The sequence below is a fragment of the Bacillus sp. 3255 genome (assembly GCF_031456485.1).
Taxonomy (GTDB): Bacteria; Bacillota; Bacilli; order Paenibacillales; family NBRC-103111; genus Paenibacillus_E.
Genome location: NZ_JAVDUS010000019.1, coordinates 75,483 through 101,346 on the forward strand (window position 1 = coordinate 75,483; position 25,864 = coordinate 101,346).

A 25,864-nucleotide genomic window follows, 5' to 3' on the forward strand; every position below is an offset into this window, starting at 1 on the left:
CTATCTTAAAAACTCAACAAGACTTGGTGTAATGATTTTAGCCCCTGCAGAAAGGGAAGCCTCATAAATATTCTCGTTAATCTTCTGAAGCATGACTGCTTTGGCATAATCAACGTCTTCTGTCTTCGATTGAAGATCAGTTAGGTTTACCCCTAGTGCGCTTAACCTGTTTTGCATTAATTCCACCCGGTTCGTCTTTGCTCCTACTTCCGATCTAGCTGTAGCAATCTTTTGAAGTCTTGATTCAATATTGGGCAACTCATTATTTATACCTGTAAAGTCGCCGTTTTTCAATGCGGCCGAAAGACGCTCAAGCACCGCAAAAGCCTGATCCGTTTCTCCCGGTCTCCCAAAAACATCGTTACCAGTTACATTGACATCCAATGTAACTCCGGTGCCCACCTCGTAAGTTACACCGCCATCATCCGTTGGAATACTGGATGCCGTTGCGCTTTTGTAGGGTTCTTCGTCATACTTTTGTCCATTAAAAACATATTTGCCGTTTAATTTACTGTTTCCATTTTGGACAAGTTGCTCCTTAAGCTGATCGATTTCTAGCTTAATACTATCTAATGCCGATTGCGGATTAGATTCAGTACCAGCTTGGACAGCTAGCTCTTTAGTACGCTGCAAAACCTTTGTTGATTCGTCCATTAAAGCATCGGAGTAATCCAGCCAAGAATGGGCCGCATCTACATTCGTTGTATATTGCTCATTTGCAGATAATTCAGTTCGGTATCTAAGTGCATACGTGATTCCTACAGGATCATCCGAGGGCTTATTGATTTTACGCCCAGTTGCCAGCTGTGTCTGCAGCTTATCTGAATTCACCATATTCTTATTGATATTGCTGATAAGTTGATTTTGTATCATGCTCTGTGTAACTCGTAAAGACATTTTTATCCCTCCTATCTAATCAATAGTCTTATCTACCTACCGTACCCATCCCATTAATCAACTTATCCAGCATTTCATCAAAAGTTGTCATAACACGAGCCGCGGCAGAATATGCATGTTGGAATTTGATCATATTTGACATTTCTTCATCCAGTGAAACACCGCTTACAGATAATTTTCTGGAATCCACCTGGTCAACCAATGCTTGTTGATTTGTTAACTGTCTCTGCGCATCACTTGATTCAATACCCAGTTGTCCAACTACCGCGCTAAAATAATCATTCACTGTAGCTTTCGTACTTGTCCCATTTGCATCCACAAAGGTAAATGCAGAATCTTTGAGTTGACTTGTTAGTAATGCTAAGGCGTTATTCCCTTGGATCGCTTTAGGGGGAGTTCCACTCACAGCCATAGAAGAAGCTATTCTGGTCGGGTCGTTTTGGATTATTGGATTCACTTGAAAATTAGCTGCTGTAATTGTTCCGCTACCATCTTTAGCAGTAAAGAATTCCACACCTGTCCCTGCAGGTGTATTTAAGTTATATCCGAGTTTTTGCAATCCGTTTAAACCTTTGACAGTCACTGTCAGATCGCTGGTTAAAGTTCGATTACCGTTAGCATCTGAATAGCTTACTCCATTCAAAACAGTCCCATCAGGGAGTACAGAACCACTAGGGATTGTAACCGTTACATCACCATTGGCGATAGTATTCGCCAAAACATCCAATTGATTCTGATAATCTTTAACATACTGATCCCGGGAAATAATCATCCCATATACTTCTCCATCAGTCAGAGAACCTGGCACAGATGAATTTAAAATATCAGCAGTCAATGTGGCACTTGTAGCTCCAGTTACGAGGTTCGTTGCGCCCATATTAATGGTGTATCCCTCTGGCGTATCTTGAACTGATATGTTTACTATTTTGGAAAGCTTGTCTGTTAATAAATCTCTCTGGTCTCTCAGGTCGTTAGCGTCGTCACCTAAACCCTCAACACGCTGTATCTCTGCATTCAACTTAGCAATATTGGAAGTCATAGAATTCATTTCTTCAGCTTTAACGCTGATATTCTTGGATAAATCTGAACTTAATTCACTTAGCTTTGTACTGGTATAGTTCAAAGCATCGCCTAGAGCCATGGCGTTTTCTTTAACAATTTTCCGGCCTGTAACGTTATTCGGATCCTTGCTGAAATCAGACCAGGATGACCAGAATTTACTCAGGACAGCTTGTAACCCCGTATCCGAAGGCTCAGTAACAATTGCTTCCAGTTTATCCAAAGTATCAGCTTGGATCGTTGCATTTCCGAGCGATTTATTTTCATTTCTAAATTGTTCATCAAGGAATTTTTCGCGAATACGTGTAATACTCGAAAATTCTACACCTGTACCCATTTGACCAGGTATCGTGGAGCGATATAAGCTTAAAGGCTCCAGAGATTGCGATGCAGTCATGTTTACTACCTGTCTAGAATAACCTTCTGTATTAGCATTGGCTATATTATGACCTGTTGTCTGCAAAGCTGCTTGCTGTGTAAACAAGGAACGTTTTGCAGTCTCTAATCCCATGAATGAAGATCTCAAATCATTTTCCCCTCCTAAGCTCTGGTATCAAATAAGCTCCGCTTATTAATTGTTGTCTGATGTTTAGTGTTGTGATAGACGATGTCATCATCCGATCCGCCCATTAGATCAAGGGAATAATTAATAAACTGCAAAGATTGACGTATGAGTTGCTGATTCAACTCATTAATTTCTTTTAATCTTAATAAAAACTCCGATAGTTGTTGTCCAGCAGTAATTAACGATTGCTTATCAGTAATATTAGTAATTATTTTAGATAATTCACTTACAGTTATCTGCGGATTTAGCTTCAAACCCCGTTCTAGTAATATATAGTTCGTAGCATGAATTCGCTGCTTTTCAACTTCTGTAATTTCCTTGATTAACCGTGACTCCGCATTGGCGCACTTCATTAGCGCATCAATATCATTTTTTATAATGTAGTCTTTCTTTTGCTCTCCCAGTTCCAGAAGCCTACTATGAATATCACTAAGCGCATCTAAGGCGTGAATCAATTTTTGAACGGACATCGCATCCACCTATTATTCAGATTTATTACTTGAAGTAAGGCAAGAGCTTCTCCGCTATCTTAATGGCATCAACATGGTAAGTTCCGCTAGAAACTTGTTGTTTTAGCAAATTAATCTTTTCGGTCTTCAACGAAGCTTCACCACTTTGCTGTGCACCCAATAGCTCTTTTGCTTCTTCGGATATCTGGACTTGGTCAGTTTGGCGTTGTTTAGGACCCATTGATGCAGTTCTAATTTCATTTTTTCGATAAGGATTTGTACCACTAATACGTCCGGGCTCATTTATTTTCACGGAAATTCCCTCCATACTGCAACATTTAAAAAAAAATAAACCGATAATCATTATACATATTATCGGCATCTTAAATATGAAACTTTATATTTCATAAGACCTATTTGAATATTTCAATGCTCAGAGGCGCTTATCCAAGCGCTCCTGAATTTTAAAACTAGCTTTAATCCCTTGATTTAATCTTTCATCCGCTCTCCGCCGCTCATCCTCAGCATTGTTCTTAACATCCTTCACAAGCTTGCTGCGGCAAGAATCACAGATTGTGTTCTCCCTAATCGAGATCCCGCATACTTCACAAGGGTAGGACATATTCGGTGCATGCAAGATGGAGATCCGACCTTCGCGAATGAACTTTGTGATTTGTTTGATCGACACGCCTGTGGCTTCACTTAAATCATTGATGGTAGTGCCTTTATTCTCGCGCAAATACTTCAGGCACTTTTCATACTGCAACTCCAAATCCTTGACGCAGTTCGGGCAAACCTCTGCAAAGCCTTTTACGAAAATCTTTCCACAACGTGGACAATTTGCTACATTCATGCCCATCCTATGGCCTCCCCTCTATTATTGCCAATACCTAGTGTTTAATTCCAGTTTACCGCAATTCGACATCTCTTGCATATCCATATTTTTTGGCAGAGTTATGACAAAATCTACGCTATCTAGCCCAAGTGATTCCGAACACACTAGAGGGGATAGACTGGACAAGCACTTTTGCACACTGATTCATTGTGCTGCCCGTCGTATACACATCATCTACAATATAAATGACATATAATTCAGCCGGATAGCTCATTAGTTCGTGTGAATATCCCAAACTCAGCTCAAATACATGCGCCAGATCATCCAGCCGCTCATTTCTCTTTTTGAAACTTTGCTTATCTGTGTGCTTGGATCTGTGAAGAAGAGGAATTACTGGAAGCCCCACTCTATTGCCTAACTCTATAGCCATTTGTTCCGCCTGGTTAAAGCCCCGCTCTTCCATTCTGCGCTCGCTTACGGGCACGAAAGTAATAAGCTCCTGTACCTTAGTCGGCAACGCAGGCACGCTCGTTCTATCCATCTGTAAGGAACGAAAAGCATGAACAAGCATATGGCCAATCATCGTTTGGAGTTTCTCATCACCCCGGTATTTATAACGAGCTAACATCTCTTTCATCATTTCATCATATCTAACGGCACTGCGGCTTTGTATAAAGTAAGCATCCTTCCGCCTTTGGCAGTCATAGCAATGCTCGCCCCTTCCGCATACCGCGCACATCACTTGTCGGATCCATGGTATCCGCGTGTAACAGGAAGGGCAGAGCCCTAGATGCTGTCCATGCATTAGGCCTGACTGCTTGCAAAGTAAACACTCCTCTCTCTGTGTGCTAAGCGCTACGCGAAATGTTCCCTTAATTACATCTATCAAGGCACGCCAATTCCTCATTTATTTCCCCCTCTCGAAATAGCCTTGCTTACTTGCAATACGGTTCATTTTGTTGATTTGTCGAACGGCCTCCTTTTGTGAATGGGTGATTTCTTTGGCTGCAAAATAAACCTTACCTGCAGGATCATCCTTCGATCTGCCTGCCCGTCCCGCCATCTGCACAAGCGCTGCGTCATCGAATAATTTTGAATCTGCATCTAAAATAAATACGTCGGACTGAGGAATAGTAACTCCTCGCTCCAGAATCGTTGTTGTTACCAGCATTCGAATCTCTCTGCTGCGGAATTTTTGAACTTTATCGGTCCGATCCGCGTCTTTTGAGGATGTCCCCTCGACACGAACGATGCTGCCGCCAACGCTAAACGCACTCCTTAGAATAGCTACCATAGGCTCCACCAGCTGGATATTTGGAACAAAAACGAACACTTGCGCATTACGTCCCAACGAAACCTTCAGCTTCGCAAAAATGGCTCCAGGTATACTCCCTGATTGGATCACTTTGGTTAACGCTGGTATTACGATTAACTCCGGTAAAGGCAACGGATGTCGGTGATAGCGCACCGGCACACGTACGTGGGGGAGATGCCCGCGCTCAGCTTCCTTCCTGACGATTGTCGGCGGAGTTGCAGAAAGCAGAATGTTGACTCCACTAGGCTTACATGCCTTGGCAGCTGCGTAAGCAAGCATAGGGTTATTATGATACGGGAAAGCATCGATTTCATCGATGATGACCAAATCGAAAGCCTCATGGAACCGCAATAGCTGATGAGTGGTGGCAATCGTTATTTGGCCCTGTTCCCATCTCTGCTCACTGCCGCCATAGAGCGTTACGACGCTGTTGCTAGTGAAAGCACGCGATATTCGCGGCTGAAGTTCCAACACCACATCCTTGCGAGGGGTTGTTAGGAGAACTCGTCCCCCTTTTGCCACTATGTAGTGCACAAACGGAAAGATCATCTCGGTTTTTCCCGCACCGGTAACAGCCCAAATAAGAAATTTCGCAGGATTCCGGTCTGCACGTTCTCCCCTGCCACGTGAGCCTACCCTGCTGATATATCTCAGCCCTTCCCCGGATGCTCTAGCCTGGGCTTCACTAAGCCCCCAGGGCATTATGTAGCATTGAAGGTCCTCCACATTCTCAGCTTCTCCTTGCTTATACGGCTGCACTATACCCGTTCCAACAACTTGATCGGTGTGACCCTGAATAAGCATTGAACAGAATCTTGTCCTTCCCATACTCAGACAAGCCTCACAATACGGGCATGACTGTCCGCATTGTTGGCATAAGGACCAAAACATACGCTCCTCGCCACAGCCGCAGCGCTTACACCTATAGCTCGTCTGCTTTCTAAAAGCACGACGCCAATCCCTGCTCTCCATCACAATCAATCCGTTGGTCAATGTAATATCTCCATGAAGATGTGCGAGCTGTAAATAACTTCTCGGCTCCACCATCTCACCCCTAAGCCCAACTGCATCTGTTAGCTGTTCAAACTCATCCATCAACAGCGCTCTGCCCCTGCAAGCTTCTACCAGCTTAGCATACAGGATCGATTCTAAGCTCTGCATGGGGAAGGCTCCACACTTCCACAATGCATATGAAATCCGCTTAGTTTTCAATTCACCTGTTAACGCAAACTCGCACTTTTTAGCTGTCTGGCGGATCTGTTCCAGCATAGCTTCATCCTCTATCGCTAATGCCCCCCCTGAGACTGAGTTTAAATTTGCCAGCATCCGTATACCCTGTCCAAACGAAACAAAAGGTTCGAACATTACGAGGCCGGCGTCGGCTGCGTATTGCTCGAACCAATATTGGATGTCAGTCATGGAGTGAATGCTTAAGTGCCATCTCCACTCTTTTCTGATGCAAACAGCGTAAAGTTGAACCTTCATTGCTCACCTTACTCTCTTTGGAATAGATAAAACTCTGTAAGCGATTACCACTAGCTAACAGGGATCTTCACGAGATCCTCCCTGTTACTAAGATGAACGACAACGACTGCTTCTCCCTCATGCTGGCTCATGAATTGCTCAATGGCATCATACTCAGTCTGATAGCGCAGATCAAGCATATGCGTGTGCGATAACCGCTCAATAATTCGTTTGGTATCATCAGAGGAGCCTTCATCAAAGATCGTTGCCGATACTTCGTAACCTTTCAGCCCCGAGAAAAAGAATAATGAACGAATGTACCATTCAATTTGATTTTGATTGTTTTTGGTGACAAGCAGAACTTTGGCCGGCTTCTTATTTCTACCCTTGCGGGCTCCGAACAATAGATGAAGCACAGCGATGCTGATTCCGTAGCAACCCAAGATCCAAAGCAACCCAATCCACATAACGGATCCCTCCCTTATTTGCAGTGTATGCCGCAAAAAGTTGAGGGGTTCCAACAGGGAATGTTTACAAGGTTACCCAACCATTCTTGATTGCAATAATGACCGCTTGCGTTCGATCATCAACCTCCATCTTCTGGAGAATAGAGCTGACATGGTTTTTCACCGTTTTCTCACTGATGTAGAGGAATTCTCCAATCAGCTTATTGCTTTTGCCCTCTGCCATAAGGCGAAGCACTTCCGCTTCCCGCTTAGTTAGTGGACTGTTTGTATTATGTATGTATTTTAACGCCGAATCCTTCACGCCTTGGCCTGATCCAACCACTCCTACATCGTCCAGATAGGTCATGCGTCTTAGCTGATTAATCAGCTTGCCTGTTACCTTCGGATGAATGTAAGCATGACCAGCCACAACGGAACGAATCGCATTAATGAGTGACTCCGCTTCCATATCCTTAAGCAAGTAGCCCGATGCCCCTTTGCGCAGCGTCTCGAACACATAGCTCTCATCATCATGCAACGAAAGAATGATAACTTTAATATCAGGGAAAATCAGCTTCAAACGCTCAGTTGCCACTACGCCGTTCTCAAGCGGCATGTTAATGTCCATGAGAACAATGTCGGGCGTAATCTGATTGCAAAGCTCAATCACCTGGATGCCGTCACCGCACTCCCCGATGACTTCCATATCATCCTCCATGTTAATAATTCGTTTAACACCTTCACGAAAAAGTTGATGATCGTCCGCAATTACAATTCGTACATTGCGTTTATGACTCGCCGTGTTGTCCATTTTGATTTTCCTCCTTGTTCTCTGCACCGCCACCAATTGGGATTAGCATTTTTATTCTTGTCCCGGAATCTTTCGCGGAATCAATTGTCATTGTGCCTTCCAGCAGCTCTACACGCTCACGCATGCCGAGGAGACCGAAATTATTCCCTTTGGCTATTTTCTGCTCTGTTTGCGGCACATCGAAGCCGATCCCGTTATCTACAACATAGATTTGAACATGATCTGGTTCCAGTGTTAGCTCAACAGATAAGAATGTAGCTTTCGCATGTTTAATTACATTAGATAGAGCTTCTTGCACCAGTCGGAAAATCGCGATTTCAAGCCCTGATGGAATGCGAGTCTGTTTGCCTACGAGATTGAATTGCGTACGAATACGATACTTTTCTTCGAAATCTTGCACATATTTACGCAGTGTCGGTACGATTCCCAGATCGTCCAGAGCCATAGGGCGGAGGTTGAAGATGATCTTGCGAACCTCTTCAAGCCCCCCTCTAACCTGTCCCTTTAAATCTGCCAGCTCTTCCTTCACAGACGGAATGTCCTCTTTCACCAACATGCGTTGCGCGATCTCCGTTCGAAGCACTACATTAGCTAAGGTCTGAGCCATCCCGTCGTGAATTTCACGCGCGATTCGCTTACGCTCTTCCTCTTGCGCCAATATAATTTTCAAACCAAGCAGCTGCCTATTTTTAGCGGATTCTAATATGCGAGTAACTTGATTTAGATCACCTGATAAGTATTCTAATACGACATTCATCTGAGAAACAATCGTCTCAGCTCGCTCAACTTGTTTATCCACATTCTTCGTTCGCACTTGCAGATCATTGCGTCTAGCCTTTAGATTATTCTCTTTCTCTCTAGCAATTGTAAGCTGTAATTGAAAAGCGATAGCCGCTTCATAAGCAACCTTGATATCTTCCTCACGGTATTTGTTAAAATCCCGACTTACCTCCGTGAGTCGAATGCGAGAACGCTTGTAATCCTTCTCCAACTTGTCGACCAAATCGATCGTTACACTCGTCTCATGCTTAATCTCCTCGAGTTCGCGAGTAAGCGATTCTTTCTCCAAGCGGGATGCTTCAGCGATTTCAAACATCTGATACTTGCTGCTCTCCATGACGTTAATTGCGTTTTTTATGACACGATCTATAGCGTCTGGTTGCAAATGAAACATGCTCCTTTTATCAAACCATAATTAGAAATAAGTCTACCCCATATTGTAGCACAGTTCGACCAATTTGAAGTGTACTTATAGTACTATTTATTCAATTGTTATCCCATAATTTTGGGGATCCCAGCCTACTTTAAACCCTAATTTCTCGGAAATGACACGAAGAGGCACCATCGTCACGTTGCTCATAATTTTAGGGGCGACTTCAGCGGTCACACGATCTCCGTTGGCCAACAGATCCGCGCTATCAATCCATAGGTCGATAAGTTTGTCGCCGCGAATAACCGTAACCTTCCGTTCTTTCTCATCCCACTTCACATTGCCGCCTAATGCTTCGGTCACAAAACGAATCGGAATCAACGTATTATCTTTAACGATGGTAGGGGCTTGCTCTAATGTCATGGCTTTATCATTAACCGTTACTTGTTTTTTGTTAACTGTAAGCTTAACGGAGTTTTTCGGCAAAGCCGCCAACTGCCCTTTATAAATAAAAGAAATATCATCAATATTAATTTTCCCTTTTGCGGCTCTTTCATCCTGCCCGTTAGCAGGGTTAGCCACATAAATACTTTTAACAGTAATCGGGAACTTCAGGTCGGATACGTCAGCAGTCAATTTCCGCCAACCCGTCCAGTTCATATTTTCTGTAAGGCTGACATAATTCAACTTGCCATCGGCGTCGACAATTTCTGCACGCACCCAGTTGAAGCTGCCATCTCCAAGCACTTTAGCTGTGATAAACTCAGGGTTCCCTTCGATCGGAGCACCATTCGTGCCGTTAAATCGGGCATATGCCGCTTTCGTACCTGTACCTTTGGTAAAATCATAAGCAATCGACAAATTCTTATTCCCGCTGGCTTGTTCGATATTCACTGCGGATACAACCTCAGCCGGGTATTTATCTCCTGTTGTCATAACAGCAAATTTATCCAAATCATACCAAACCTTTTCCTGACCTATAGGTAAAGTGACCATCGTGCTATAACCATCATATCGTGCAATCACTTGGGCAGCTTGAGATCCCGAAGCACTATCCACATGAAGGACGCCATCTTTCAAACTCCCTTTTACACCGCTAAGCTCCCATGTCGCAGATGCCGCGGGCAGCTCGCGTTTCGCCCCACTCTTCGTGGTTACCATAATCGGGAGCTTAAAGTCTCCACCTTCCGTTAACGAAAAAGATCCCGAGTTGAACTTCATCGAAGTGATCTGATCCCGCCCAACGATCTCCACATCCATGGAGGCAGTCCCTTTGCCCGACTTTGCTACAATTTGAGTTTTGCCTGGGGCAGATGGCGTGTAAACATTATCTTTGAAGCTTCCGTTTGTCGTAGATGTACTCCACTGTGGAACGATGCCTGTAACAGAGATCGGATTATAATAATCATCATAAGCTTTAAATTGATAAGGGCTGGATTCATTCATGAACAAAATATTTTGACCTTTTAAAATAAGACCTTTCAGATCGCCTTTAGGCGCTGTGGAATATACACCTAGTCCATTAGCAACGGAACGCTGATTGCCGTTTTCCGTTTTGTTCACCAGCTTAGGATCGAAATCACCAAGCGGTCTGGAGACCATTTGAGTAGAACCTCCACCATCCAAAACCAACCCTCTCCAAACACCTGCATCAATCATAAACTGCTGAAGCTCTGGAAGTGTCATACCCGCACTGCCGGCACTACGGTCTGAGGTGATGATATAAGCTGTCTTCATATCTTTGGAGTAGCCTAGCGCTGTTCTAGAGCGCGGACTATAACCGCTGAAGTCATTGATATTCCGTGTAAAATAACTTGGCTTCGCCTCATCTACAAGCAGCGTGCTGCCGCCGATGAGCATTTTAAAGTTCTTCCAATCATAGGTTTTGGACGCATCGTGCGGGATCATATCATATTTCGTGGTGATTTTGTCTCCGATTTTGAGGTGATTGACGATGAATTCTCTTGCTAGGCCCGAGCCTCTGAGGATATAGCCATCTGCTGGAGCAACCATTTTGATGTTCGTATCTACAGCGATTTCCTTGACGATATCGTTTTGAATCAGGGCTTCCGTCGGAACATGTGTTCCATCAACAGCTCTTTGTGTCATTGCCCATGCACTCGTATAAAGGAAAAGTCCATCTGCAATTAACGGCACATCGTTGTCGTCCCAATAGTACGTTTTGTTCACGCCGCCAAGCTCAAACGAAGTACCATCCTTTGCCGTTACCTTCCCCTGAAAATCAAAAATGTCTATAATTGGCTTATTATCCTTCGATATAGCGAATGAATAAAGTCCTGAAATTTTGGCTGGCGTTGCCATCACTTGACCATTCGTGATTTGAGCTCCTTCAGGAACGCCCTCAGCTTGCGTATTAAAAAAGTCTCCATTCACACCGGCTACAGCGCCAGTATCCTTCACCATGCCTAGAACACTCTGGTTCTTCGTGAACTGATTATTCGTTCCTGCCATTGCGTCTATTTTCACGTTCGGGTTCGTCAAATCGACCTCAATCACATTCGCGTTCACCGAAACGTTCTTGTTGCTTCTCGTTGTTGTCCACACATAGTTCTTCATAATTGCACCTGATGTTATTGTTTCCTGCGAACTAAGCGTTAACGTTGAACCTGCCGCGCTCACTGTAGTCCCAGCTACCAACTGCCACATCAATGCGCAAGCCAGCGCACCTATTCCTACTTGCTTCTGTAACGTCATGTTGCTTTTCCACGCTCCTCTTTCAGATTAATTCTAGTATCTATCATTTTGGCGATACTTATATAGACTCATAAACTATGGAAAAAGTTACGATAAGCGCTGAGTTGTATTTATACACCAAAAAAGAGAGCACGGCCCCTGAATGGGCTGCTCTCTGCTTGAGATTATCTTATAAAATACGCTTTAGCTTAGCTTCATGTTCAATGGATCGGGCGGACAAAAGCTCGATGATCGAGTGCTGCTGCTCCTGGACAAGCTCCATACGTTTGACCGTTTCGTTGGTCTCCAGTACGGCTTGTTTAATCTGGTACTGCTCTAGTTCGAGTCTGTCGATCCGGCTGTCGATTCCATCGAGTCTAGTGTCAATGCCATCGAGTCTAGTGTCAATGCCATCGAGACGATCGTCAATACCGTTAAGACGACTGTCAATATCATCAAGGCGATTATCAATGTCATCTAATCGATTATCAATGCCATCAAGACGTGTATCAATGCCATCAAGATGTGTATCAATACCATCAAGACGTGTATCAATACCATCGAAACGTGCGTCAATACCATCTAACCGTGTATGAATTCCACCCAATTCTCTAAACACAGGCAACAATTCTGCTTTCAACAATGCGGATAAAGCTTCTTTCAACTCTTGATCCATTCTTCCACTCCCGATCCATCTAATTTTAATAGATGCCGTTAATCGTTGAATCCAGTATAACATATGAATCGATCTGGATGAAAAACTATTGGAGTATATGAATATATTACCATTTTGATGAGATTGTGTCAAACATATGTTCCCTTTTACTGGAATGAAAAAAGCCGTCCGAATTGGACGACTTTGCTATATGTTAAACTAATGCTTGAGCTTTCAAAGCTTCAGCTTTGTCTGTGCGCTCCCAAGGAACATCCAGATCATTACGGCCAAAATGACCGTAAGCTGCAGTTTGACGGTAGATCGGACGACGCAGATCAAGCTCTTTAATGATGCCTGCTGGACGCAGGTCAAAGTTTTTGTGAATGAGCTCAACGAGCTTCTCTTCACTAACTTTTGCTGTACCAAAAGTATCCACGGCAATGGAAACCGGACGAGCAACACCAATTGCATATGCCAATTGAACTTCACATTTGTCCGCAAGCCCAGCCGCTACGATGTTTTTCGCAACATAACGTGCTGCATAAGCACCGGAACGGTCAACTTTTGTTGGATCCTTACCGGAGAATGCCCCGCCGCCATGACGTGCATAACCGCCATACGTATCAACGATGATTTTACGGCCTGTCAAACCTGCATCCCCTTGCGGTCCGCCAATTACGAAACGGCCAGTCGGGTTAATGAAATAATTAGTTTTCTCGTCCAACAAATGCGCTGGAACGATAGGAGTGATAACATGCTCTTTGATATCCTTTTGGATTTGCTCCAAAGTAACTTCTTCACCATGCTGTGTAGAAACGACAATAGCGTCAACACGTACTGGTTTATCATCGATATACTCAACAGTTACTTGAGTTTTACCATCAGGACGCAGGTATGGAAGAGTCCCATTTTTGCGAACCTCTGTCAAACGACGAGCCAATTGGTGAGAGATTGAAATTGGAAGCGGCATAAGCTCAGGTGTTTCGTTAACCGCGAATCCGAACATAAGACCTTGGTCGCCGGCACCGATTGCTTCGATTTCCTCTTCAGACATCGAGCCTTCTCTAGCTTCAAGCGCTCTGTTCACGCCTTGAGCAATGTCAGGGGATTGTTCATTCAAAGAGACGAGAACCGCACATGTTTGGTGGTCAAAACCAAATTTCGCACGTGTGTACCCAATTTCTTTGATTGTTTGTCTAGCGATAGCTTGAATGTCTACATACTCAGAGCTGGAAGTAATCTCACCGATTACCAAAACCAAACCTGTTGCTACAGACACTTCACATGCTACACGAGCATTTGGATCATTAGCCAAAAACGCATCCAATACCGAGTCAGAAATTTGGTCACAAATTTTATCTGGATGACCTTCTGTTACGGATTCGGATGTAAATAAACGACGTCCGCGTACTTGCGCCATATCATTCATCCTCCTAATACCATTTAGTATGTTTGAAAAGCTTCTACTCGATGCCTCTATTATGAAAAAAAGTGGGCCCGGCTTTAGCGTCAGCTTTTCACGCCAAGCGGAATCCCTCTTTTGCGCTCATGCGCTGACAAGATCTTCGAATTCCGCACGGGTAAGTATAAATTCCAAGCAAAACAATCAATGAATACAAACAAAAAAATGAACCTTTCCCGATTGGAAAAGGTTTAATTAAATCATTGACCTTCAATTAGTTATCTTACTTTATTTGTCGTCTAGTGTCAATGAAAGTAATCGTGAAGAAATTATGAATTATTACAAAAACTTAGAGAGAAAATAAAGCTTCTTCAGCCCGTTGAATCAGCCTTTTCGTGATAGTCCCTCCGACTGCACCTGCATCTCTGGACGAGATATGACCCCAATAGTCTTCTTTCATAGAGGAAGAAGGGATAGAGCCCAACTCTGTCGCGAATTCCGTGTCAGCATTCATCGACATATGTTTTCCCACGGGCAGTCCCAATTCAGCAGCAATCTCGTATTTAAGGACATCAAGAGCTTTTTTAGATTCAGGGACCACTTTGTTATTGTTTCTAGCCATTGCTAAACGCCTCCTTAAAGTTGTTGTTAATAACATAACGAACGATACTCTTTAAGCAGTCGACCTTGGGTACACCTATAGTATGGCTAAAATGCTATGCCCAAACCGGATAAGAAGTTGTCAGTAAGGGTAAAATTATGGAGCAGAGGGATTGCTAAAAAATTATTCTGCAACCTGACTTCCGTCTGCATTCGTGAGTAAATAGCTGCCGCGTACCATGACAAAGATGTCAGCTGTGTTCTTTGGCGATGGCTTAATACCGCGTCCTTCAGCGGGAAAAATCAAAAGATGATTCAGCGCGACCTCGGTCCCCGCTGCAAGATCTTTGCCTCCCGTTACATCCGGGATGCCATTGTCATCGTTGCTCACCGCTAGTACACGGCCGGTTCGCACGATAAATTCGGCGCCAGCTCCGGCATATAACGTTTGTCCATTTTTCAATTGGACAACTTTCATGCCTACTGGCGTTATCGTACCCCCGCCTCCGTTACTCCCGCTGCCACCCTGGTTTCCGCCAGGGTTGGCAGCGATCGCAGAGGCGATTAATTCCTTCACCTTTGCTTCGCTTAAAGTGTTCTGATCGAAGTAGCTCTTCGTGATCACCGGATCGGTGGACGAGCCCGGTGCTGGAGCTTCGGCCTGGGAGACTGAAATTGATGAGGATAGTAGTACAATCGCACAGCCTGTTGTCAAAATCATTTGTTTCCTATTCATCGTTATTAACTCTCCTGTCTTAATCATCTGTAAAATAAAAGGATATCTTACTTCTTTTGTCGAATTATTTTCAATTAAATAATTTAGCAAACGGAGTGATTCTATGAAAAAGCTACTAACAACCACTATGATTTTATTCTTTATTACAAGCAACGTCAACGCTTCCTCGATCCGTGGAGATTTCGAAGGTAACCCAATCGTAAGCGTAAGGAGTAATGGAAGCGAACTTGCGGTTGAAGATGTACCCGCTATCAATTATAAGGGTAGGACAATGGTTCCGATTTATATGTTGAAGCAGTTAGGGACTGAAGTCGCTTGGGATGATTCGACTTATAGTGTGAATGTTTCTATAAAGAGAGATCAAGCTCAAAGTGATAAAAAAGACACATCTATAATTAATGCTTATAAATGGTTAAGCGATACGGACATGCAAATTTATATGTATGCAAGTAAGCTACAGCAATACATGGACTTAGACCAAGTACCTAATCTTAAAGATTTACTTGATCGTGATTATCTAGAGCTGACAGATGAGTACAATAAATCATTAGAGTTCGCTACTGCCGTTTATAAACAATATGGTGCGGAAACTGGCATCAATGAGATACTTGCCAGCCAATCCAAAGTCCTTGATACTGTCGGGCAAACGAAAGAATTATTCAAGCTTTGGTTGACTCGTAAGAACGATACGCAGATTAATAGTAGCCTACAAATCAGTTTGTTCAATAGTATTGAAAACAGTCAAAAGAACATTATAAATACCAATAAATATGTGCATACTACATATAGGGAAAAATAAAAAGAAGGCCGTTAGGCCTTCTTTTTATTGATCGTTAAGCTAATTTTAGGGATTAGTTAACTGTTACTGCAACTACATCCGATTTACCGTTAGGAGATGTAATTGTCAGATCAAAAGCACCAGTACCAGTTACTGTGATATCACCATAAGATGTGATTTCAACTTTAGAAATAGTGGAAGAGTAGTTGCTTGCAGAGAATGTTACACCCAATACGCCGTTAGCTTTTTGAGCAACATCTTTTTCGTACTCTTTACCGTAGTTGTCAGTAACTTTCAGCTTAGTATTGATGAATGCATTTCCGCCAGTTGTACCGATTGTCATTTTGCTTTCAGCTTCAACTTTGTCTACTGCCAATGCATCGTTTTTAGATGTTACAGCAACTGTTGCTTGCTTAACTTCGCCTTTAACAGTTTTGTAAGATACGTTCAATGTAGCAGTACCTACTTTGTTACCAAGAACGTATGCTTTACCGTTAGCTGGGTTCAAGAATACTTTAGCAACAGCGTTGTTGGAAGTAGTAATGCTTTGAATTGTGTAAGCTGGAAGCTTAACTGTGTCGCCAGCAGCATTCTTAGCGGAAAGTTTTACTTCACGTGCGAATACTTGGCTCTTAGTTACATCTTTAAGTTCATCTGCAGAGATGGACTGTCCAGCTGCGTAAGTTGTAGTAACAACTGTACCACTATCACTCAGGTTAAACAATGTAGGAACAGCGTTCACGGAGTAAGTCAGATCATCTTCAGCTTTAGCTACAGTGAATGTTCTAGTCAGCTTGGAGATCTCAGTTCCGTTTTTAGTGATAATCGCTGAGTATTCAGCTCTCGAACCACCAACAGCAGCTCCTGTAGTGAACAATGTGAATTCATCATTGAATTTCTCGAAGTCACCAGCAGCTTCACCTTTACCATAAACTGCAGAAGTGAATGCAGTATCAGCAGGGTTTTTCAAACCGATAGTAGCATCGTTTGTTGTTACGTTGCCATCTTTATTATAAGTTACAACACTTACAGTTACTTGATATTTGTTACCACCGCTAGCCACATCGTTACCTTGGCTATCTGTGAAGTGAGCATCATCAAGTGTTTTACCATATTGGTCGATAACTGCAAGTTCTACTGCAGCTGTACCACCTGGAACTGCTGCTTTCGCAGGATCAGTTACAACTTTGAAGTGGTCAGGTACACGAGCGTCAGCAACTGTGAATGTTTTAGTCGAAGTGCTGCTTGCATTAGCTGTTGCAATAATTGCAGTTACGGAAACAGCACCTTTAGCATTGCTGCCGATTTTGTTCAGCTTGATGCTTCCTCTGTGCTCGCCGGATTCAAGAATTGTTGCCGTGGATTGACCATCAACACCAGAAACGTTGACTTTAATACGCTCGATGTTTTGATCGCTAGTCAAGTCATCAACGCTAAGTTGGTTACCAGCTGCATCATAAGCAACGATTGGAATGTATACATCTTTGTCGCCAGCAGCGATTACATCGTTAAGCTCGCCGATTTCAACTTTGTTAGCAACTTTAGAAGATTTGATTGTGATTTTGCCTGTAGCTGTAGCTGCTTGGTTGAACACAGTGAAGTTGTAGTCGCCAGCTTTGTCAAGATCATTTTTCAAAGAAATCTTAACTTGTGGGATGTCATTTCCATTGTCTTCGAATTCTGTTTTCACATCATCTGTAGAAATGTAGTCATTCCAGATGATAGTTGTTTCTCCAAACAATTTTGAATTGCTAGTATTGTCTTTGCTGTATACTTTAGCATTGATCAGGGAATCGTAGGAAATTGTACCGCCGTATTGGTCGAACAGGTTAAGATCGAACTTAACGTTCTCGCCTTTACCGTTCAAGGAATCACCTACGGAGTAACGAGCTGCACCAAGCTCAAGTTTAGTCAGGATTGGTTGTGTACCAAGCTTGAAGTTTTTAGTAGCTGTAATGTGGCTATCGTTGTTAACGATAGTTACTGGAATTACAGATACGCCTTGAGTTGTGTTTTCATTCGCTGTATCCAAAGTGATCAACAAAGTACCGTCAGTATCTTTAGTGATTTTTGTGAAAGATGCAGCAGATGTGTAAACGTTGTAGGATCCAGCGTTAGTTGTAGCATTCTCACCGTATTGGTTGGAAGCTTTTACTTTAACGATTGTTTTGTCAGCGTAAGCGATTGTGTCGCCAGCGTTCAAGAAATCGATTTTTGTAAGAACTTCGTCTTCGCCAGTGAATGTAGCGGAAGTTTTGTCAACAGTAGCTTCATCCAAACCGGATACAGTTACTGTGTAGTCGCCTTTGCTAACTTTAACATCAGTCAGTGTCAGAACTGCGGATTTTTTGTCGTCAGCAAATTTAACAGTTGTAGCTACTTCAGCTGTACCTTTTTTCAAAGTCAGTTTCGCTTTTTCAGTATCAACTGCTTTGTTGAAAGTAACAGTTACTTGTTGAGCTCCTGTTGCTTTAGCGCCAGTTACGGATACTTTACCAGCTGGTACGTATTGTTGTTTTGCTTCGTATGCACCAGTCAGAAGAAGATCACGAGTTGCGTTAGCTTGACCACCGAAAGTGCCATCAGTTCCGTTAGCAAGAAGTTTCAGCTCAAGAGCAAGAGCTACATAACCTTGTGCCCAGTCGGAAACGGATTTGTCGTCGCCAGTTTTTGCTTTTGCCTCAGCATCTTTACCCAGTACGCGAACCAAGAAAGTTGCCAATTGCTCTTTTGTTACTTTACCAGCTGGGTTGTATTGACCTTCAGCATAGCCGTCAGTGATACCAGCGGATTTCAAAGCTTCGATGTAAGGAAGCGCGTAGCCATTAGCTGCGTCGTCAACTTTAACATCGGAGAAGCTGGAAGTTTTAAGATCTTTGTTAACTTCGATGCCAGTGATCAAAGCTGCAACTTTTGCGAATTGAGCACGGTTCATTTCGTCTTTCAGACCAAATGTAGTGTCAGTCACTCCGTCAAAAATACCTGCAGAGATCATTGCATCAAATTTTGCTTTTGTAGCTGCGTCAAGATCTTTAAGATCTGTGAAGTCAGCGGATGTTTTACCGAATGCTACGGAAGAAAACATGGATAATGCCATTGCTGTAGAAAGAACTACGGATAAACTTTTCTTCATAACCTTTTTTTCTCCTCCTTGAATATCTTTGGTTTTATTTTTTAGGTTGAATTTAACAATATCTGAGCTCATATCACTCATTGTTTGGTTCACCCCCTTTCCAGAGTTAGAGCATAATATAACTAAGTTCGCGTGTAGCGCTCTAGTGGCTACATTAGAAACTAGTAAACTTTAGTAGGAATATGGACGCCCACACCAATTTACATTATACATTGGTCGAATAGCGTCGTAAAGAGTTATTTTGTTGCCTTAACTTTTGGTTAACTTTTTATTATTTCTTTCTTTTCAAAGTATTAAACGCAGTGGGTTCGAAAAAGTTGCGCTTAATCGAAAAAAGTTTTTCTTTTTTTTCAATTTATCTAATTGAGCCCTAGAGTATCATTATAACTACATGTGCTTACGCGTATAGTACATTTGTAAAACAAAAAAAGAAGGCCTAATGGCCTTCTTTTTTTAAGGAAAGTTAATTATTTAGCACTTGCTACAGTAACCGCAACAACGTCGGATTTACCGCTTGGAGAAGTGATAGTCAGATCGAATGCTGCATCTTGTAAGTTGCCATCTTTATCAGCGATTCTTTCTACTTTGATGTTACCTTGAGCATCGATCACTACGCTCTTAATGTTCGAGGAGAAGTTGCTTGCAGAGAAGGTAACGCCCAGTACGCCGTTAGCCAATTGTGCATCTTCTTGCTCATACTCAACACCGTAGTTGTCTGTCACAATCAGATCTGGTGCGATGAATGCGTTAGCGCCAGTATCTTGGATTGTCATCGTGCTGTCAGCAGCTACTTTGTCAACGGACATCGCATCGTTCTTCGTTGTTACCGCAACCGTTGCTGTTTTGATTTCACCTTTGACCGTTCTGTAAGAAATGTTCAGTGTCGCTGTACCTGTTTTGTTACCCAGCACGTAAGCTTTGCCACCCACAAGCGCTACTTTTGCAACTGCGTTGTTGGATGTTGTGATGCTTTGGATTGTACCTGTTGGAAGCTTCACAGTGTCGCCAGAAGCGTTTTTCGCAGTCAATTTGACTTCACGAGCAAATACTTGGGATCTCGTTACATCTTTCAAGTCGCTAGCTAGAGCTGTTTGACCATCGCCATACGTTGTATCGACAACTGTACCGCTATCTGTCAGGTTGAACAGGGTAGGAACAGCGTTCACCGCGTACGTCAGGTCGTCAGTTGCTTTTGCTACGGTGATCGTTCTTGTCAACTTGGAGATCTCTGTGCCGTTTTTCGTGATGGTTGCTGTGTAATCAGCTTTTGCACCTTCACCAGCTTCCCCTGTTGTGTAGAACGTGAACTCATCATTGAATGCTTCGAAGTCACCAGCTGTTTCGCCTTTACCGAAGATTGCAGAAGTGATCGCATTGTCACCTTGTTGCAGACCGATCGTGTCATTGTTGATCGCATTGCCATCGGCATCATACGTTTTTACATCCACTTTCACTTGGTACTTATTGTTTACATCTTTTGTATAAGTTGGAGCGTTGTTGCCTTGGTTGTCGGTGAAGTTAGCATCGTCAAGCACTTTGCCGTATTGGTCAACAACCGCAAGCTCAATCGCTGAAGTACCGCCTGCAACAATCGCTTTCGCTGGATCAGTTACTACTTTGAAGTGATCAGGTACACGAGCATCAGCTACCGTGAATGTTTTTGTCGCTGTGCTGCTTGCATTCGCAGTTGCGATGATCGCTGTTACCGATACAGCACCCTTCGTGTTGTTATTGATTTGGCCCAATTTGATGGAACCTCTGTGCTCGCCGGAATTCAGGATTGTTGCTGTCGATTGACCTTCAACACCGGATACGTTGACTTTGATACGTTCGATGTTTTGGTCGCTTGTCAGATCATCCATGCTCAATTGGTTGCCAGCTGCATCATAAGCGACGATTGGCACATAAACATCTTTGTCGCCAGCCGCGATAACATCGTTCAGCTCGCCGATTTCAACTTTGTTCGCAACTTTGGAAGATTGGATCGAGATTTTGCCTGTTGCTGTTGCCGCTTGGTTGAATACCGTGAAGTTGTAGTCGCCAGCTTTGTCTACGTCGTTCAACAACGAGATTTTCACTTGCGGGATATCGTTTCCGTTATCTTCAACTTCAGTTTTCACATCGTCAGCAGCAATGTAGTCATTCCAGATCACGGTTGTTTGGCCGAACAATTTCGTTGTGTTGGAATCATCTTTGCTGTATACTTTCGCGTTCATCAAAGAATCATAAGAAATCGTACCGCCGTATTGGTCAAACAGGTTCAGGTCGAACTTCACGTTCTCGCCTTTGCCATTCAGTGCTGTACCTACGGAGTAACGAGCTGCACCAAGCTCAAGCTTCGTCAAGATCGGTTGTGTACCCAACTTGAAGTTCTTTGTAGCTGTGATGTGGCTGTCGTTGTTCACAATAGTTACTGGAATTACAGATACACCTTGCGTTGTGCTTTCGTTAGCTGTATCCAATGTGATCAACAACGTACCATCGGTATCTTTCGTGATTTTCGTGAAAGTTGCAGCGGATGTGTACACGTTGTAAGAACCAGCGTTAGTTGTTGCATTCTCACCGTATTGGTTGGAAGCTTTCACTTTTACGATCGTTTTGTCAGCATACGCAAGCGTGTCCCCAGCATTTACGAAGTCAATGCTTTTCAGCACTTCATCTTCACCTGTGAAAGTAGCGGATGTTTTCTCAACGGTTGCTGCATCCAAACCGGAAACTGTTACCGTGTACTCGCCTTTGCTAACTTTAACATCAGACAGCGTCAGTACCGCGGATTTCTTGTCATCAGCGAATTTAGCTGTTGTAGCAACTTCCGTTGTACCTTTTTTCAATGTCAATTGAGCTTTTTCAGTGTCAACCGGTTTGTTGAATGTTACTGTTACTTGTTGAGCGCCTGTTGCTTTCGCACCAGTCATGGATACTTTACCAGCCGGTACGTATTGTTGTTTCGCTTCATAAGCACCTGTCAGCAGAAGGTCACGCGTTGCGTTCGCTTGGCCGCCGAAAGTGCCGTCTTCGTTATTGGAAAGAAGTTTCAACTCAAGCGCCATAGCTACATAGCCTTGTGCCCAGCCGGAAACGGTTGTGTCTGTGCCTGTTTTGCCTTTAGCTGCTTCGTCTTGGCCAAGTACGCGAACCAAGAATGTCGCCAGTTGTTCTTTTGTTACTTTGCCAGCAGGGTTGTATTGACCTTCTGCATAGCCGTCAGTCACACCCGCAGTTTTCAGAGCTTCGATGTAAGGAAGTGCATAGCCGTTCGCTGCGTCGGTTACACTAACATCGGAGAAGCTGGATGTTTGCAGGTCTTTGTTTACGTCAAGACCCATGATCAAAGCCGCAACTTTTGCGAATTGCGCACGGTTCATTTCTTCTTTCAGGCCAAATGTTGTTTCCGATACGCCATCGAAGATACCCGCTGAGATCATTGCATCGAATTTTGCTTTTGTAGCGGCATCCAGGTCTTTCAAATCTGTGAAATCTGTGGAAGATTTCGCAGCAAAGGCTAAAGATGAAAACATAGAAAGAGCCATAGCAGATGTCAGCACTACGGAAAGAGTTTTCTTCATAAAGGTTTGTTTCCTCCTAATATTTTAAGTTTTTTGTTATAAAAACTTATAACCAACGGGACGACTTCGAACCAACTCGCAGGTGATTCGTGTAGCTCCGCGTCTATCACCTCGGCTACATGAATTAGTATACTATCAACTCATTTTTAATTCATTGATAAGTATTTTCCAAGTGGACAGTTAGATCCATATAAAAAAGAAGACCCCGAAGGGTCTTCTCTATTAAATAATTACTTCACGATTACCGATGTTACAACCGACTTGCCATTTGGCGAAGTAATGATCAGATCAAATGTCGAACCGCTATCTGCTTTGATCGTGCCATCGCTACCAATCTCTACTTTACCTTTAACGTTGTCTGTAGAGAATGTCAGACCCAGCAAATAGTTGTAAGCCGGAGCTTCACCTTTGTCGTACTCAACGCCATAGTTATCAGTTACAGTCAGGTCTGCAACTGCATAAGCATTGGATCCAGTTGCACCAATCGTTGCTTCTGTTTCTCCTGCTTCCAGCTTGTCTACAGCAACCATGTCGCTTTTCACTGTTACAGGAACACTTGCTTGTTTTGTACTACCGTCAACTGTTTGGTAAGTCACATTCAGTGTTGCTGTGCCTTCTTTGTTACCAAGCACGAAACCTTTACCTGCATCTTTACCAGTTCCCATTGCCACTTGCGCTACGCTTGTGTTGGAAGAAGTGATTTGCGTGATGACAGCTGGAAGTTCAACAGCTTCCCCTGCAGCGTTCTTCGCGCTGATTTTAACTTCGCGGGCAAGCTTACTTGTAGCAACATCCAACTCACTGTCCTTCACTACATCGCTATCCATAGCGTTGAACAATGGAGCTACAGTTCCTACGCTGTAAGTCAAGTCTGCATCTTCACCAACAACTGTCAAAGTTCTTTCAACTTTAGAAATCTCTTGCTCACCTTTGAAGATTTGAGCTGTGAATTTCACATAAGTTCCTTCTTTAGCTTCTTTCGTTGTTTCGAATGTGAACTCATCGTTGAAAGCTTTGAAATCGTTAGTACCTTTTTCATAAGTGCTTGTTGTCAAAACATCGTCATTCGGCATAACAACATGAGCAGTAGCATTATCAATTACTTTGCCAGCTGCATCATAAGTTACTGCAGTTGCAACCACTTTGTATTTTGTGTTGCCAGTTGCGGAATCAACAACAGAACCATTGTCATTTACATAGTTGGAATCATCCAATACTTGACCATATTGATCGATCACGTTGAATTCAAAATCAGAAGTTGCTCCAGCAACTACATTCTTCGCCGGCACTGTTACCTCTTTCAAGTGGTCCGCAATACGCGCATCGTGAACAGTGTAAGTTTTAGTTGCAGTGCTGTTTGCATTTGCTGTAGCGATAACTGCTGTTACGGAAACAGCTCCTTTGGAACCAGCTTCAATCGTGTCCAGTTTAATCATACCTTTGTGTTCACCGGATGCTACGATTTTGTTGCTGCCAGTTGCTCCAGAAATCGATACGTTAATACGATCTACGTTCGCATCGCTTGCCAGGTCAGCAGCGCTCAATTGATTGCCTTTTGCGTCATAACCGATAACTGGTACATAAACTTCCGTGTCGCCAGATGCAATCACATCGTTCATTTCGCCAATTTCAATTTTCGTCGCTACTTTAGCAGATTGAATACTTACTTTACCAGTCGCTGTTGCTGCTTGGTTAAATACGGTAAAGCCGAAGTCTCCGGACTTATCAACGTCTTTCAACAAGGAGATCTTCACTTGTGGAATGTCATTTCCATTGTCTTCTACTACATAGCTAACATCTTCACTTGCCAGATAGTCGTTCCAAACCAAGCTTGTATCTTTAAGTTTGTTTTCGCTGTTCAACATTTCATAAGACATTACAGAACCGTATTGATCATACAGATTCAAATCGTATTTAACGTTCTCGCCTTTACCATTCAAAGCTGTACCTACGGAATAACGTGCTTCACCAAGCTCAAGCTTTGTAAGAATTGGTTGTGTACCCAATTTAAAGTTTTTCGTTACGGTAATGTGGCTGTCGTTGTTCACGATCGTCACAGGAATAACAGATACACCTTGCGTTGTTTGACCATCAACTTTGGTATCCAAAGTGATCAACAAAGTGCCGTCAGTATCTTTTGTTAATTTGGTGAAGGTAGCAGCAGATGTGTAAACGTCGTAAGAACCTGCATTTGTAGAAGCAGCTTCACCATATTGGTTTACAGCTTTTGCTTTAACAATGACTTTATCAGCATAAGCAACTGTATCACCAGCATTTACGAAGTCAATGCTTTTCAGAACTTCATCTTCGCCTTTGAATGTTGCCGTTGTTTTATCAACTGCAGCTGCATCCAGGCCGCTCATGCTTACTGTGTACTCGCCATTGCTAATTCTTGCATCAGTCAATGTAATCACTGCGGATTTTTTGTCAGCCGCGAATGCAGTTGTTGTAGCAACTTCAGCTGAACCTTTTTTCAAGGACAATGCCGCTTTCTCTGTATCAACTGGTTTGTTGAAAGTTACTTCAACTTTTTGAACGCCTGTTGCTTTCGCGCCAGTTACAGATACTTTACCAGCCGGTACGTATTGTTGTTTCGCTTCATATGCACCTGTCAGCAGAAGATCACGCGTTGCGTTCGCTTGGCCGCCGAAAGTGCCATCTTCGTTGTTAGAAAGAAGTTTCAACTCAAGCGCCATAGCTACATAGCCTTGTGCCCAGCCGGAAACTGTTTTGTCTGTGCCTGTTTTGCCTTTAGCTGCTTCGTCTTGGCCAAGTACACGAACCAAGAATGTTGCCAGTTGTTCTTTCGTTACTTTACCAGCAGGGTTATATTGACCTTCAGCATAACCGTCAGTCACACCAGCTGTTTTCAAAGCTTCGATGTAAGGAAGTGCATAGCCGTTAGCTGCGTCGGTTACACTAACATCGGAGAAGCTGGATGTTTGCAGGTCTTTGTTTACGTCAAGACCCATGATCAGAGCCGCAACTTTTGCGAATTGTGCACGGTTCATTTCGTCTTTCAGACCAAATGTAGTTTCCGATACACCGTCAAAAATACCAGCGGAGATCATTGCATCGAATTTCGCTTTTGTAGCTGAATCTAGGTCTTTCAAATCTGTGAAATCTGCGGAAGATTTCGCAGCAAATGCTAGAGATGAAAACATAGAAAGAGCCATAGCTGATGTCAGTACTACGGAAAGAGTTTTCTTCATAAGGGTTTGTTTCCTCCTATTATTTGAAAGTTTTTGTTATAAAAACTTATAACCAGCGGGGCAGCAGATGAATCACTAATGCCGATTTCGTATATCG

At 43.2% G+C, this 25,864-nt stretch carries 19 protein-coding genes; 1 reads left to right on the forward strand and 18 read right to left on the reverse strand.

Annotated features, from left to right (window positions below):
* The 15 genes from flgL to J2X61_RS26030 form a co-directional block, all read right to left on the reverse strand.
* A complete protein-coding gene (flgL, locus tag J2X61_RS25960) occupies positions 1–897 on the reverse strand; it encodes a flagellar hook-associated protein FlgL (protein ID WP_310191965.1) in 897 nt (298 codons plus the stop codon).
* A 28-nt stretch (positions 898–925) separates the two neighbouring features.
* On the reverse strand, positions 926–2,482 hold the full coding sequence (gene flgK / locus J2X61_RS25965; RefSeq protein ID WP_310191967.1) for a flagellar hook-associated protein FlgK: 1,557 nt from the start codon (positions 2,480–2,482) through the stop codon (positions 926–928).
* 14 nt (positions 2,483–2,496) lie between these two features.
* Complete coding sequence (locus tag J2X61_RS25970) at positions 2,497–2,991, reverse strand: flagellar protein FlgN (RefSeq protein ID WP_310191970.1); 495 nt, start codon at positions 2,989–2,991, stop codon at positions 2,497–2,499.
* Between the two features lie 25 nt (positions 2,992–3,016).
* Positions 3,017–3,283: a flagellar biosynthesis anti-sigma factor FlgM gene (gene flgM / locus J2X61_RS25975; RefSeq protein WP_310191972.1), complete on the reverse strand. Its 267-nt coding sequence runs from the start codon at positions 3,281–3,283 to the stop codon at positions 3,017–3,019.
* 120 nt (positions 3,284–3,403) lie between these two features.
* On the reverse strand, positions 3,404–3,823 hold the full coding sequence (locus J2X61_RS25980; protein ID WP_310192129.1) for a TIGR03826 family flagellar region protein: 420 nt from the start codon (positions 3,821–3,823) through the stop codon (positions 3,404–3,406).
* Positions 3,824–3,941: 118 nt separating this feature from the next.
* A complete protein-coding gene (locus tag J2X61_RS25985; protein ID WP_310191974.1) occupies positions 3,942–4,445 on the reverse strand; it encodes a ComF family protein in 504 nt (167 codons plus the stop codon).
* A 267-nt stretch (positions 4,446–4,712) separates the two neighbouring features.
* Positions 4,713–6,539 carry an ATP-dependent helicase ComFA gene (locus J2X61_RS25990; RefSeq protein WP_310191976.1) on the reverse strand — a complete coding sequence of 609 codons (1,827 nt, stop codon included), beginning with the start codon at positions 6,537–6,539 and terminating at the stop codon, positions 4,713–4,715.
* A 116-nt stretch (positions 6,540–6,655) separates the two neighbouring features.
* A complete protein-coding gene (locus J2X61_RS25995) occupies positions 6,656–7,051 on the reverse strand; it encodes a hypothetical protein (RefSeq protein ID WP_310191979.1) in 396 nt (131 codons plus the stop codon).
* Between the two features lie 64 nt (positions 7,052–7,115).
* Positions 7,116–7,841, reverse strand: a complete 726-nt coding sequence (locus tag J2X61_RS26000; protein ID WP_274472926.1) for a response regulator — start codon at positions 7,839–7,841, stop codon at positions 7,116–7,118.
* Positions 7,819–9,015 carry a sensor histidine kinase gene (locus tag J2X61_RS26005; protein WP_274472925.1) on the reverse strand — a complete coding sequence of 399 codons (1,197 nt, stop codon included), beginning with the start codon at positions 9,013–9,015 and terminating at the stop codon, positions 7,819–7,821. Before J2X61_RS26005 ends, J2X61_RS26000 begins: the two co-directional genes overlap by 23 nt.
* 87 nt (positions 9,016–9,102) lie before the next feature.
* A complete protein-coding gene (locus J2X61_RS26010; protein WP_310191981.1) occupies positions 9,103–11,706 on the reverse strand; it encodes a stalk domain-containing protein in 2,604 nt (867 codons plus the stop codon).
* Between the two features lie 169 nt (positions 11,707–11,875).
* Complete coding sequence (locus J2X61_RS26015; protein WP_310191983.1) at positions 11,876–12,361, reverse strand: hypothetical protein; 486 nt, start codon at positions 12,359–12,361, stop codon at positions 11,876–11,878.
* 193 nt (positions 12,362–12,554) lie between these two features.
* The gene (gene metK, locus J2X61_RS26020) at positions 12,555–13,760 is read right to left on the reverse strand and encodes a methionine adenosyltransferase (RefSeq protein WP_274472922.1); all 1,206 of its coding nucleotides are present in this window, start codon (positions 13,758–13,760) and stop codon (positions 12,555–12,557) included.
* A 331-nt stretch (positions 13,761–14,091) separates the two neighbouring features.
* A complete protein-coding gene (locus J2X61_RS26025; RefSeq protein WP_274472921.1) occupies positions 14,092–14,364 on the reverse strand; it encodes an alpha/beta-type small acid-soluble spore protein in 273 nt (90 codons plus the stop codon).
* 162 nt (positions 14,365–14,526) lie between these two features.
* The gene (locus tag J2X61_RS26030) at positions 14,527–15,078 is read right to left on the reverse strand and encodes a hypothetical protein (protein WP_310191986.1); all 552 of its coding nucleotides are present in this window, start codon (positions 15,076–15,078) and stop codon (positions 14,527–14,529) included.
* Between the two features lie 103 nt (positions 15,079–15,181).
* Between J2X61_RS26030 and J2X61_RS26035 the strand changes: the two genes are divergently transcribed.
* Positions 15,182–15,877 carry a stalk domain-containing protein gene (locus tag J2X61_RS26035; RefSeq protein ID WP_310191990.1) on the forward strand — a complete coding sequence of 232 codons (696 nt, stop codon included), beginning with the start codon at positions 15,182–15,184 and terminating at the stop codon, positions 15,875–15,877.
* Positions 15,878–15,929: 52 nt separating this feature from the next.
* Here the strand turns inward: J2X61_RS26035 and J2X61_RS26040 are convergent, their stop codons facing one another.
* From J2X61_RS26040 to J2X61_RS26050, 3 genes are all read right to left on the reverse strand, one after another.
* Entirely contained in the window at positions 15,930–19,070 is a 3,141-nt protein-coding gene (locus J2X61_RS26040) for an S-layer homology domain-containing protein (protein WP_310191993.1), read from the reverse strand.
* 386 nt (positions 19,071–19,456) lie between these two features.
* On the reverse strand, positions 19,457–22,555 hold the full coding sequence (locus J2X61_RS26045; RefSeq protein ID WP_310191996.1) for an S-layer homology domain-containing protein: 3,099 nt from the start codon (positions 22,553–22,555) through the stop codon (positions 19,457–19,459).
* 230 nt (positions 22,556–22,785) lie between these two features.
* Positions 22,786–25,767: an S-layer homology domain-containing protein gene (locus tag J2X61_RS26050; protein ID WP_310191999.1), complete on the reverse strand. Its 2,982-nt coding sequence runs from the start codon at positions 25,765–25,767 to the stop codon at positions 22,786–22,788.
* Between the last annotated feature and the right edge of the window lie 97 nt (positions 25,768–25,864).